Here is a 13,368-nt window from a genome sequence, read left to right as displayed (position 1 = left end):
AGCAGAAAATGAATGATTTCTTGCAGGTTCTAAGTTTTTTGTCCTGTACTTAGGTCAAATTCATAAAAACCTCGCTAGGGTAAAGCTCTTTTTGTTAACAAACCCGTTCAGAAAATCGCTCAATAATAGATTCCTGTACAACAGGTTGCAGTGAAAAATGTTCTCCATGCTTTTCAATCAGCGATCGACGCATCAAAGAATTGATCGCCTCTAAGACTTTGCATTTAGAAGCCACAGTTGTAATCTCTGCAATCAGTTCTGCTAGTGTGACAGTGTTCTGATGATCTGCAAGCCAAGTTAGTACGGATTGTTCTACATGAGATAAGCGATCGAACTGTTGATTGAGCAAGTGATGGACATCTTCAAACACTAACAATCCTTGCTCGATATATTCCAGCGCCGCCGCAATCTCGCCGTTGAACATTTCTTGTGTTGCTGCTGCAACAAGCTTTAAGGAGAGTGGATTTCCAGCATAGTAATCTGTCAAGCGATGCCAATCAGTATCGGAACCTGTGAACGTTCCCTTATGTTGAAACAGCGATCGCACATCTTCCATCTTTAAACCTTTGAGCAAGAGCGATCGGACTGGAAATTTCTCGCCTTCTAGAAGTGCGATCGTAATTGATTTTTCCCGGCTGGTCAACATCACACAGCTTTGATGTGGAACTTCCCCTACTGCTCGAATCAATCGGCGATAGTCTTCATAGCCTTCTCGACATTTACCAACTCGTTCGCCACTACTCAACAGCGTTTCTGCATTGTCCAAAATTAGCAGGCAGCGAGTTGTTTGTAAGCATTCCATCAGTCTAGAAAATTTCTCCTCTGAACTAGCAGGAATTTCTACACTCTTTTTGCAAACTCCGCTGAAGAAAGACAAAATACTTTCTAGTAACTCATCGATCGAAGGTGCACCCGCAAGCGATCGCCAAATCACAACTTCAAACTCAGATTGAATCTGCATTGCTAGTTTGACTGCTAGTGAACTTTTGCCACATCCCCCTATGCCCAAAAGAGCTACTAGCCGACAGTGTTCTTCTAGAATCCACTGCCGCACTTCTAGTAGTTCTTGCTCTCGTCCAAAAAAGACAGAAACATCGATCGCTTCTCGCCAATCTTGAGAGAGATTCTGTTGTCGATCGGCTAAAGCTTCAAAGGGCGAAATGGGATGAGTATAGTCGCTAGATGTAAGTTCTAAGCCAAAAGCGTGGAAAATATACTGTAAAGACTGTTTATCGACGGGATCTTTGCGTCCGAGCAGTTTAGAGACGGTGTGAATGGCTAGACGAGTGCGATCGCTGAGATCTTCAAGTGTCAGGCGTTGTCCATGATTTTCTTGAAATTCGACTTCAGCTTTGGCAGTTTGCAGCTTATCCCATCCGTGAACGGTGAGAACTACGCCACGATTGCGTCTGTTCGGTTGTTGAGCTTGTTGAGCACGAGTTTTTCGGTGCATTTTAGTAGAAGAGGCGGAAGCGTACATTACAGGTTCCTTCCTGGCTTCAGTAATGGGGCAGTTGTGATTCTCAAACTCTTACGGGCTAGGTTTGAGGAATATGCGTGAGGATTAATATGAGGCGGTACAGCATGGCGTAAATGGCTTTGTGGTAATGGGTTCTAAGTTCGTTTGCCGTAATAATGTCGTCCAGGTTTCTCTCACTTGAGGATTGGCTGGATTAGTGCGATGTAGTTCTGCAATTTGATTAAACGCATCGTACCAAATTCCACTGGCGCTGTAGAGGCGAACTTGCTCTAGAGGAGTAGCTACTGATAATTGTTTTTCGAGGGCAGGCGCGATCGCAGTTCGTCGGATATTCCCTTGAACATAGACACTATTAGAAGGCTGAGACGGATCACATTGAATAGATAACGTCCAAGCGTAGAGCTTTCCCTCAACTAACCCAGGAGCAGATTTTGGAATGGTAATCTGAATTAGCCCTGCTTTTGTATTAGAAGGCTGAAAGCGGTTACGATACACAAAATTATCGGCTTGGTCTTGTAGAACAAATTCGATCGGAGTGTTTGTTTTTAACTCGTAAGGTACATAAAACCAGAAGGTCGGATGAGCTGTCGCAGTCAACCCCCAAACGGCTTCTCTGACTACGGGAACAATGGCGGTAAGACCTGTATAGTTCTGACAATCCCCTCGACTACCACCGCCTTGCGCTCGTCCCCCTGGTGTGCCTGATGGAGGTGGAGGCGTATTAAAGATAGTTGTTTGCGTCGAAGCAACTTGAGGAGCAACGATTAGACTCATTCCAACCAGAACACAGAGCGATGTCCATTTCAGCATAATCACCTCTAATCTTTCAATGTTTAGCCCTTCTTACGGGCATAGATTCGGATTTATGCGCGGTTCCAGTAGATGACGATCGCACCTGTTGCTAGAACCGCGATCGCAGCAGGTATCAATGGAATCCATCCTCCTTGAGCGAACACCACAAAGCTAATTCCAGTTAGCATTCCAAGCATTGTCACTGTCATGAATGCCTGTCGAATTTGCGATCGCTGAATCCAAAAAATTGCTCCACCTGCGATCGCCCATCCTAAAATCCACACGCCTTCGATCCATCCTGACCAAACCCAGATCAGCGGACGTTGATCCAAGACAGCACTCAGGATTTGGCTTGCCATCTGTGCTTGAATAAACACGCCTGGAACTCGTTTCAAAGCGTCACTTCCATAAGGAGTTGCCCAAGTATCCGCAGTACTAGAAGCTGTGACTCCAATGAGAATAATGCGATCGCGAATTGCATTTGGATCAATTTGCTTGGTTAAAATATCTGTGAGCGTAATCTGTGGGGCGACCTCGCTAGGCGTTGAAGCAGCGCGATAGTTCAACAAGATTTGATTCCCTTGAGCATCAATGCCCTGATAGCCTCCAGTTCTGCTTTTCAAGCGATGGAAGACGGTTGAACCGAGTTGAAGATCTCCTTCTGAGGTGAACTGAGGCGTGATATTTTTAGCGATCAAATAGCGCAAAGCTAATTGAGTTCCAAACGCATAGGGAGCCTTGCAAGGTGAGATCGGATCGTGATCCATAAATAAAAGCTGCCGACGTAGAATGCCGTCTCGATCTTCTAAAAAGTCACTAAAACCGAGCCTTGTTTCTGGTACTTCAGGCGGCGGTGCAATGCCTGTAGGATCATATTTTGCGTCTCTTCCTTTGCAAAGTGCAATGATACGATCGCTCTTCCGCAGTCTCGCCGCAAGTTCACTAAATTTCGGTGCAGTTGGAAAATCCCGATAAATATCTAGCCCGATCGCACGAGGTTGATGTTGCTCTGGAACATTCAGCAATTGCAACAATGTTTGATCAGACAAGGTTCCTTGCCTATATTTTGTGGTTTGAGCTTGAATGTCTGCCTCGTTAATCGTCACAATCAGAAAGCGCGAATCTGGTTGCTCACTGGGTCTAAGGCTCAAAAGCCGATCGAATGTCCAGAGTTCGAGGGATTGTAAAACACCGAGCGATCGCACTCCTAATACAAGCGCTGTGACTGCAAAACTACTCAGCAACACTCTTGAGATTTTAGATTTGAGTGTTTGAATCGCAGGTTGTGAAATCTTTAGTGTTTTCGAGTTTTGATTGATCCAGTCTTGCCATGTTGGAGGCACTTCAGCCGGATTTTGACACACAACTGGCAACCAACTTGCACAGGGAAAATCAGACTCAATTGCTTGCAGCCGTTCCCGCGCTTCTCGAACTGATCGATACAGGGATTGTCCTCCCGAAAATGCAATGAGAAACTCCTTGAGAAAGGCTTGTGCAACTTGATCGGGAACAGGTTCACGCATCACAATTACTTGAGGAATTTGCAAATCAGCTAAATCCCATGCCAGCCCTAAACCATCACAAGAATTAAAGATTGCTAACTTTAAGCCTTGTGCGATCGCGTGTCTTAATCCATGTCGTAATTGATCAAGCGTTAAGCTCTCTGTTTGATTAATCTGAATACGACCTTGACCCCGACTAGAACTATGTCCCGCAAAGAACAAGACATCAATTCCCGGTTCCCATAGCTGCTGATTCAAAACTTGACAATTCGGTTGAATCAGTAGCGTGAGTTCTACATTGGGCAACTGTTCTAGTAATTCTCGATCGGTTGTAATATCAATCCCTTGTTGGCTACCCATCACTGCAAGAATTTTGACCCGACCTGTAGCAGGAGAAGTTGCTTTCAGCGATCGCGCGTAGTTTGCCAAACTGAGGGCAAGTTCTGCTTTTGGATAGTCCTCGAAGAAATGCCACAAACACCACGGAATTTGTAGAACTGATTCATTCTCCGCAGTAATAACGAAGCGAATTTCATCGGATAGCGTCAATCGAGTGCGAAGTTGACGATCGATATGACGAAACTGATCGGCATAAAGCCAAGTGTTAATGCGATCGCGGAGTTCCTGGCACAACTCATTGAACTCGGAGTCTGAAATATGAGTAATATCTGCTTCATCGACTTCAATATTGACTATTGGATCATCGTTTCGATATCGTCGCCAGTTTTTGCACGCTGATAAATTCTCATAGAATCTTTGCCAACGGACGTAGAGATTTTCTAGTTCTGGTGCAGGGGGCAAACTCGCTGTAAATTGCATCGGCGTTGAGTTTTCTGGCTCCCAAAATTGAGCCGTGACTGTCATCCAGCCCTGCTGCCAATCTCCTTTACCCAGGTTCAGAACAATCAGTTGGCTCATAAAGCTAAGTGAGAAAATTCTCAATGACTGTAACGTTATCGATCGCGATTTGAAGTTGAAGTTGGACGTGAGGTGGACATTTGAACTGCTTGAGTTGAATGGATTGATCTTGACTTCGAGATTGCACCGACTGAATTTCATTCCCCGTTATCGATCGCAACACCAAAGATAGATTCTCTGGCAGATTTAGAGCTTCATTCGTTGGCAAAATCCGAACTCGAATGTTGCGCCGTTCATCAGGTTCAACCGTCAGGATGATCAGCAATAAAATGGTTAAATCTTCCTTCAGGGCAATGGGCTTAACTCGCTGAATCACCTGCCCAGTCTCATCTTCATGTCTAAAACCCGTTGTGAGTTCTGCTTCTAGAAAACCTTCGATCGCTTGCCAGTCCATCTCAAATAAATGGTGCAGCCAATTGCTTAAATTAAATGTTGCGGCTTGTCGTTGACACAATTTTTCTAGACATTTCTCCTGTTCGATCAATGCGCCCCACTGCATAAACGGGATTGCTAATCGAGGCAGCGCGGTCGATTTCAATCGCTGAATCAAATTGATTGATTGAGTTGACAGAAGTTTGGGTAGCAAATCAATTTCTGCTCGCGTCGGTTCAGTTGCTACTTGCAGCATCACCCCAAGCACCGAAAGACTTTGCTGCAAGTCCTTACTTGCTAGAGAATACGTGCGATCGTCTGCATCATACTGCCCCCGCGATTTCAGTATTTGGTGAGTTGTGTAGCCCCAAATTTGGAGCTGCTGTTTGTCCGTATCTACTTCCACGGCTAAATAATAATCTCCTGCCCAACTTGGAATGTCGATCCACTCCTGCGGCACTCGGAATTCATGATGATCAATCGCCTCGGTCGGAATTAGGATCAATCGAGAGTTGTTGAACGCGATCGCACTTCCATTGACCAACGCATAAATATTGGGGAAACAAGTAGACTGTAGATTTTTAATCGCTTGGTGCTGATATTTCTCCTTGAGCCATTGAAAAGTCGATTGAAAGCAAACAAGATTGAGATAGACAGCCCAGCGATCGCGGGGAACAGGTAGCGATCGGCTCTGTTGCCAAACGCGGGTATGAATGTCCGGCAAAATGTCTAATAGCAAAGGTTCTGGCGTGGATAGCAGAGTCATTCGGGGGTGATCCTCTAGGACGAGGTGGCAGATTGATAGTGAGTTTGTAACCACTCTTCGAGGGCAAAAGTCATCTGTCCGATTACGGGCGAGGTAAGAGAAGTATGCAGCGTTTCTCGGCTCCATTCAGCCAATGTTGTTAAGAGTTTTTCTTTGGCTGCACCTAATCGCCGAGAAATGGTTGACTGCTTAAGGTTCAGTTGCGTTGCAATTTGTTTTTGAGTCAACGTTTGCTGATAATAAAACACCAGTACTGAGCGGAGTTCGGGATCAAGCAATTCGAGAGCGTTCGTTAACACAGCATTGAGTTGGGCTTGCTGCTGCTGCCGTTCTTGAATTTCTTCTGCTGTAATCAAATCTGTTAGTGGTGTTGCCCCGTCTCGATCAACTAAATCATCCTGAAGTTCGGCTGATCCCGGTTCAAACTTAGCAATGTTCAAAGAAGTCACCGTTGGGCGTAGCGACTTCCTCACCTCCGTTGCACAAAACTTTAGCCATTGCTCCAATAGCTCAGGAGTTGTCGAAATACTTTGAGAAGATCTCTGTTGCTGATAGAGGTCAGCAATCTCCTTCCATGCAGCAGATGTCGGTCGAGCAAGCTGGCGAGTTGTTGCATCCTCATCAGGAACCCAGCAAGCTTTAAAACACTTCCATGCCAGCAGATAAGCTGCGATCGCACTTTCTGCTAATCCACTTGCCTGAAGCACTTCTAGTAATCGTTTCTGGCTTAATTTTCGCAGCAATCCCCAATCCGTCCGACTATTCATGTCTTGTTGCTGGCGCAGTCGATTCCGGATTGTATTACCAAAGCTCACACTACTATAAGTTTTAAGGCTTACACCTTGTAGGGAAGAATAACCGTTGAGAATTTTAGGAAGTGTTGCGATCGCAATCTGAAAATAATCGGAAAAGCAATCAGAGGTTGAGATTGATTGAACCGTAATTTTCTGAACTGTCCAGTAGCAAGTCTCCTGTAAATAAGCTGACAAGTGCCCCACTGCTAGCAAGCTAGGTTCTATTTTCCAGTGTTGATACCAATAAAGCGCCCAAAATTCATCGACGCGAGTTCCCGAATCATAATCAGTGCAATTTTCTATACTTCGACGCAGCGATAGATCAACAATCCAACCATCAAAGCGATCGTCGGCAAATCGCACAAAGGTTGAGAATTTTTCGGTCAGAGTTTGCCGAGGTTGCATGGTGATCGACTGTAAAGTGTCTCAGCATTACAGTCTATGATCCGGTTCGAGAAAAGACCAGACAAGTTAATCCAGCCAGAGAGTAACTTAAGTTTCGATCGCGCCTAATGTTTTGAGTGCTAGCTTCTGAGCTTCGTTTAATCCTGTCACTCCAGCAATTTTCATTCCCTCGTAAAGGCGCTCTGCTTGGAGCGTTTTAACACATTGCCCAGTCTGTATATCCCAAAGTTTAATTGTCTCATCTTGACAGCAACTCACTAAAATTTCACCTTTGGGATCAAAAGTAACAGCCCAAACCTCGCGAGTATGTCCCTGTAACACCTGCAAACATTCACCACTTTGCACATCCCATACGCGAACAAAGCAATCATCTCCGCAACTCGCAATTTTTAGTCCATTAGGACTAAACTGAACCGATCGAATTCGATTCACTCCGCCATGCAACACCTGCAAACATTCACCCGTCTGCACATCCCACACCCGAAATGACCCATCAAAACCACCGCTGATCAAGCGATCGCCATTTGGGTTAAAACTGACTGACCAAACTGCATTGGTATGTCCCTGCAATACTTTTAGACAGTCCCCAGTGTGAGCATCCCAAAGTCGAACTGTGCGATCGTCACTACCACTAGCAATCAATCTTCCATCTGAACTAAAAGTAACTGAGAAAACCCAAGTCGTATGTCCTTGCAATATCTTAAAACACTGTCCAGTTTGCACATTCCACACCCGAACTGAACAATCAAATCCACCACTTGCAAGCATCTGACCAATCAAATCCACCACTTGCAAGCATCTGACCATCGGGACCAAAACACACCGAACGAATTCCGCTCGTATGTCCCTGTAGCACTTTCAAGCATTGTCCAGTTTCCATATTCCAGAGCCGAATTCCTCGATCGAACCCTGCACTCGCTAAAACCGTTCCCTCAGCATTAAAACTGACAGATCGAATCCAGTTGGTATGCCCTTGTAGCGTTTTCACACAAACCCCTTGCTTCACATCCCACAATCGCACGATCGCATCGAGTCCACCACTTGCCAGAATCAATCTTTCTGAATCTATGGAAGTAGGAGCAAACTCAATCGCAAACACGCCGCTTTTATGCCCCTGCAACACATTCAAGCACTGCCCTGTCTGGACATCCCAAAATCGCACCGAAAAATCAACACTGCCACTAATTACCGTCTGACTATCACTAAACTGCACTGTCAGAACCCAACTACCATGCCCCTGTAACACCTGCAAACAATGCCCCAATTGTACATCCCACAATCGCACTGTAAAATCATCCGCACTACTCGCAACCATTTGCCCATCTGGACTAAATGCAACTGACCACACGCCGCTTTTATGTCCTTGAAAGGTTTGAAGACACGCCTGAGACTGAACATCCCACAAGCAAACTGAACTATCCTCACTCCCACTCACCAGTAACGATCCATCCGCACTAAAACACACCGATCGCACTCGCTTAGAATGTCCCTGCAATGTTGCAATACAAACGCGATTCGCTCCGCAAACCTCCCACAACCGCACTGCACCATCCTGACTTCCGCTCGCAAGCAACCGACCATCAGGACTAAAACTAATTGCTGCAACCGTTCCCGCAGGATCTTCGATGACTGCTTCACATTGTCTAGTTTGTAGATTCCACAACCTCAAAGCATCTGTACTGCTACTCGCTAGCGTTTGCTGATCAGGACTAAACTGCACATTCCACACCCAATCGGTATGTCCTTGAAACACATGAAGACAGTCTCCCGTTTGCACGTCCCACAGTCTCACACCTGCATCTGTCGCTCCACTTGCCAGTCTCTGACCATCTGAACTAAAGCACACACTCCACACCCAGCCTGTATGTCCTTGCAACGTCAACAAGGGCTGAAAATCGGCAACTCGCCAGATATGAATAACATTATCCACATCCCCGGTTGCCAGTAAGGTTCCATCTGGGCTAAGCGCGATCGCTAATACTCCACTCAAGGTTTCAGCAAACGCGGATTTCGCTAAGTCTGAATGCTGGAAATCGGCTCCTGCAAGGTTCACTCGTCGCAAATCCGCTTGCCACAACGCTAAATTTGAGAAATCCCAATGCTGCAAATCTGTTTTCAACGACACTAACAGATTCAGCAAATTCCCTGCTAAGTAACCGATTTGCTTCGTCGATCGGTGTTCTGCTAACAATTCCCGAAATCGTTGCTCTACGTGCGGCTGACCTCCCAGTTGAGCCAACAAATCCTCAAGGAGCGGTTGCACAATTAGCCGAATTTGCGTTTCACGAATAAAGTCGATCGATTGAGCTTTCATCAACGCATGAGTTCGCAGTCGAGCATCCCTTGCAATGTTTGAGCCTATGATTTCTGCTCCAACTTGCTCAATCAACCGTTCCGTTACATACTCCATGACAACAGGCTGCAAACTGAACCCCGCCGAACCTTGCTCAATCATCGATCGCCGGAGCAACGATTGAATGGCATCGGGCAGCGATCGCTGTGTCTTTGCGGTCAAAATATCCTCACTCAGCCGAGCAACAGGCACAGGCTCTCGATTAATTGCCAGCCACAGGATCACTTCCTGTTCAGCAGTAGATAAGCGATCGAACTGGCGCGCCAGCAAATCACGAATATCACTAAACACCGCTTTGCCTTGCTCAATATAGCTCAAAACTTCTGTGATATCGCCATTGAGAAACTCCTGAGTCATCGCTGCAACCAACTTCAGCGCAAGTGGATTCCCTCGATAATGCTCAATCAGTTGGCTCCACTCTGGATCAGTTCCGATGAAGTTCCCCTTCGCCTCAAATAGCAATCGTCCTTCTAAAGGGGACAGTCCTTGAAGTTGCAGCGATCGTACCGCCAATTTTTCTCCCTCTAGCAGAGCAATTTCTCCAGGCTTTTCTCGACTGGTCAAGAGCAAACAGCTTTGATGCGCCGTTTCCCCAATCAACCGCAACAGTTGCCCGTAAACTTCGTATCCCGAACGATATTGCCCCACCGGATTTCCACTACTCAATAACGTTTCAGTATTATCGAGAATCAGTAAACACCGCTGTTGTTGCAGGCAATCGATTAACGTTGTAAATTGCTCATCTAGCTCTGTAGGAACCAATGTCTCTTTGTTCTGCGATCGCAATAGAAACGACAGAATGCTGTTTAACAGTGCTTCTAATGGGGGTGCATTAGAAAGCGATCGCCAAATCACCGCCTCAAACTCAGATTGAACGTCCTGTGCCAACTTCACCGAGAGCGCACTCTTCCCCATGCCACCAATGCCCAACAAAGCAATCGATCGGCAGTGTTCATCCAAAACCATCTCTCGCAGGTGTGCCAATTCTGCCTCGCGCCCAAAAAATGCTGAAACATCACAGGCAGCATTCCAAGAAGCACGAGCCTCACCCCCATCAAATTCCCCGTGTCGAGCTAAATCCTCAAATGGAGAACCTGGAGGGGCACAATCACCTTGCGCCAGTTGTAGTTCAAACGCTCGCAGGAAATACTCGATCGACAAACGATCAACCGCTTCTGTTCGCTTTAAGATGCGAGAAATTGTTTGCAGCGATAATCCAGTGCGCTCGCTCAATTGTTCGCGAGTGAAGTGTTGTCCCCAATTCTGTTCCACTTCTGCTGCTTGCATCGCAAACTGTAACTTTTGCCATCCTTTGACAGTGAGAATTACGCCTCGGACGCGGGGCGAAGCAGAGCGATCGCGCTTAGATTGAGAGGAACGCTTGGTAGACATGGCTAGATGGCGCTCAATCTGGATGCCTTAGGTTAATCCATATTCGAGAAAAATTCACCTTGGTTGACTGACAAAACTCGATTTGTGGATCAACCAGATAGGCATCCTTACTCCTTGAAGTGCAACTTTTACAATCTGATGAAAGCCACCGCTTACCCTTGTGCAACGTCTTCATCTCGTTTCAAACCGACTGCTTGACTGAAGAATCCAAACCTGATCGAGGTCATAAAACTCCCCGCGCTGCTCGATCGCAAATCCATTCAATAACAGCGCTAACCACACTTGCACCAACGGCATCTTGAGCGATCGCTGAAGTCTCAACAATGGGACGGCTTGATCACGTTGACTGAGCCAAGCTTGAATCGCGGCTCCCCACTCGGAGACATCTTCAGCGTGTGCCAGTGCCAAAGCTTGTTCGTAAGCCACTTCCGGATCAACCACCTGCATCACTTCCTGCAATGCCTCAATCAATCGCATTGGCTCCACTTCTGCCACAATTGACTGCGACTCGTTCTCATCGATCGAGATCGGTTTGCGCGGCAAACTGTCAAATGGTTCAATGTAGTCATCAAACTCGATCTGCATCGTTTGCCGCACATACTGGTCAAATGCCGCTTCACTCATGATCGGGCCGTCCTGGCTTGCGGTTGCCAGAATTTCTTCAAATGCTCGCTGAGACCGCGCTTCAAACACCGCTGTAATCTGCGAGATCGCTTCACCCGCCACCTGCAACTGTCCCGCGCATTCCAAATCGACGATCGACGCTTCCACCTCCTGCCACAATTGATCCAACTCTGCCGTCTCTGGCGACTGAGCGGCTTCCTGCAATACCTTCCATAGCGGCAATTGGAGCTGTCTCATGCCACCCCCAACGGATGATGTAAACAGGGACGCATCGGGCATTGCTGCGGATCAATACGCTCTAAACTGGCAAACTTACGAATTCCGTATTCCTCATCTAACAATGCGAGTAACTTACGAACATAGAGATGAACTTGACTGGGAACCATGCCGACACAGTGAATCGGTTCAACGATCGCCACTTGTTGCTGTCCCTGCCAGACTTGCGCCGAAATCGCATGAACCGGAGTATCACCCCCTGCTGCCCGATACACGACCAACACCGCATAGTAGAGATAAGCAAATTCTGGCGTTTCGACTTCCAGCGTTTTCAGCACCGATTCTTGCCGAGAACGATTGCGCTGCTGGTTTTTACGATCGCGATGACGGGCATACGATCGCCGACTGTAGCAAACCTTCGGATTCCAGCAGCCATCACCCTCAACCCCATGCAACGCTTGCGCTTGCGCCGCATCGAGCATCGCACACTTTTGGCACTTCAAAGGAATTGCCTTTGCCACGATTACCTCCGGAGCGGGGCTAACACCGTATCCATCCATTGTTGCTGTGCTTCGGACAACTTCGGAGGGGGGAGCGGTTGGCGATAATCAATTCGAGTCGCATAGCGGGCACGCTCATAAAGCTGATTGAAAACAGCTTGCAATGGCAAAACGGGTTCTGGTTCACCCGGCTTTAGAGGAATCGGAATGTCTGGCAGCGGTTGATCAAGCATCACCGCATAGAGATCGGCGATCGGGCGTTGCTCGCTGCGGCTAATCAAAATCCGATAAGTGGCATCAGATCGCGCGCCATGCATTGCCATTGGCTTCGCGCCCCGCAATAAGTCCAATTCCACCAAATGCGTTTGGCTCGCCAAAATCAATCGGCGTTTCTTTTCATAGTCTGATCGCCCATCTTTCGCTCGCTTGTTTGTCGGAGAGAGCAATTCAACGATCGTAATTACTTCATCGGTGCCCATCTCGCGCACTTCGAGATAACGCTGATAGAGTTCGATCGGCATCGGCAGCGACACTTTTTCCGGTTGGATTTGAGTGGCAACACGACCTGTTTCTTGCTCGATTGCAGACGCTGATTTTGCTTCGCCTCGTTCCGCAAACACAATTGCATCGGGAATCCCAATCAAAATCTCATCGTCCTGGTCATCGGTTTGATACGTGCGAGACTCCACTTCAACGTAGTACTGCGTTCCCAGTTGGGGCGCGATCGCGTCAGCAATCGCCACCATGAAACGGGTGTGGAACGAAGACCAGAAGGCAGCATATTCAAGATACGGGTCCATTCCAGGAAAAGGCGAGGGCATGGTGACTCCGAAAAACAGGATGAAAACTTGAGATCTCAATTCCACGATTTGGATGATCGCCTAAATCTTAGAGCTAGATTGTGAAAAAATCCTCACATTCATCGCCTTAAAAACTTCAACCTTATAGAACCTATTTGGGATCTTTTAATGTGTTTCAAAGCTGATATTTTTCGGGATTTTATGTTCCTCATTGTTCCGGAACAATGATTTTCCTTCTAAATTCAGGATCTGCTTGAAACGGCTCTCCTACATGCCTTGTATATCAACAAGAAATGTCAAATGGGTTCTATACACATCAAGCATTTTCAAATTTTTCTAGTTTAATTTTACCACGTACTTCTACTTTGTCTTAGACTATCCATATTCGATAGAATGGTTATTATCTCGAATATAAACCTAGAGCAAACATACTATGCCGCGTGACCACAGCGTT

The 13,368-nt window shown here is 46.7% G+C and carries 10 protein-coding genes; all 10 read right to left on the bottom strand.

Annotation, left to right across the window (positions count from 1 at the left end; translation table 11 throughout):
* Positions 1-94: 94 nt before the first annotated feature.
* The 10 genes from ACKFKF_RS31425 to ACKFKF_RS31380 all read right to left on the bottom strand — a co-directional run bounded on the left by ACKFKF_RS31425 (position 95) and on the right by ACKFKF_RS31380 (position 12,935).
* Positions 95-1,480, bottom strand: a complete 1,386-nt coding sequence (locus ACKFKF_RS31425; protein ID WP_446871306.1) for an NB-ARC domain-containing protein — start codon at positions 1,478-1,480, stop codon at positions 95-97.
* 84 nt (positions 1,481-1,564) lie between these two features.
* The gene (locus ACKFKF_RS31420; RefSeq protein WP_446871304.1) at positions 1,565-2,290 is read right to left on the bottom strand and encodes a DUF928 domain-containing protein; all 726 of its coding nucleotides are present in this window, start codon (positions 2,288-2,290) and stop codon (positions 1,565-1,567) included.
* A 53-nt stretch (positions 2,291-2,343) separates the two neighbouring features.
* On the bottom strand, positions 2,344-4,692 hold the full coding sequence (locus ACKFKF_RS31415; RefSeq protein ID WP_446871302.1) for a CHASE2 domain-containing protein: 2,349 nt from the start codon (positions 4,690-4,692) through the stop codon (positions 2,344-2,346).
* Between the two features lie 4 nt (positions 4,693-4,696).
* On the bottom strand, positions 4,697-5,830 hold the full coding sequence (locus ACKFKF_RS31410; RefSeq protein ID WP_446871300.1) for a DUF1822 family protein: 1,134 nt from the start codon (positions 5,828-5,830) through the stop codon (positions 4,697-4,699).
* A 14-nt stretch (positions 5,831-5,844) separates the two neighbouring features.
* Entirely contained in the window at positions 5,845-7,029 is a 1,185-nt protein-coding gene (locus tag ACKFKF_RS31405) for a sigma-70 family RNA polymerase sigma factor (protein WP_446871298.1), read from the bottom strand.
* A gap of 87 nt (positions 7,030-7,116) precedes the next feature.
* Positions 7,117-7,797: a WD40 repeat domain-containing protein gene (locus ACKFKF_RS31400; RefSeq protein ID WP_446871296.1), complete on the bottom strand. Its 681-nt coding sequence runs from the start codon at positions 7,795-7,797 to the stop codon at positions 7,117-7,119.
* On the bottom strand, positions 7,775-10,774 hold the full coding sequence (locus ACKFKF_RS31395) for a WD40 domain-containing protein (protein WP_446871295.1): 3,000 nt from the start codon (positions 10,772-10,774) through the stop codon (positions 7,775-7,777). The genes ACKFKF_RS31400 and ACKFKF_RS31395 overlap by 23 nt, the downstream gene beginning before the upstream one ends.
* A 171-nt stretch (positions 10,775-10,945) precedes the next feature.
* Positions 10,946-11,635, bottom strand: coding sequence for a hypothetical protein (locus tag ACKFKF_RS31390; protein ID WP_446871294.1), 690 nt, complete (start codon positions 11,633-11,635; stop codon positions 10,946-10,948).
* On the bottom strand, positions 11,632-12,135 hold the full coding sequence (locus tag ACKFKF_RS31385; RefSeq protein WP_446871292.1) for a hypothetical protein: 504 nt from the start codon (positions 12,133-12,135) through the stop codon (positions 11,632-11,634). Before ACKFKF_RS31385 ends, ACKFKF_RS31390 begins: the two co-directional genes overlap by 4 nt.
* A gap of 2 nt (positions 12,136-12,137) precedes the next feature.
* Positions 12,138-12,935, bottom strand: coding sequence for a DUF4058 family protein (locus ACKFKF_RS31380; protein WP_446871291.1), 798 nt, complete (start codon positions 12,933-12,935; stop codon positions 12,138-12,140).
* Between the last annotated feature and the right edge of the window lie 433 nt (positions 12,936-13,368).

This window comes from Phormidesmis sp. 146-12, from assembly GCF_052939495.1.
Note: the sequence above shows the minus strand (reverse complement) of the source record. Positions and strands in the feature narration are given on the sequence as shown.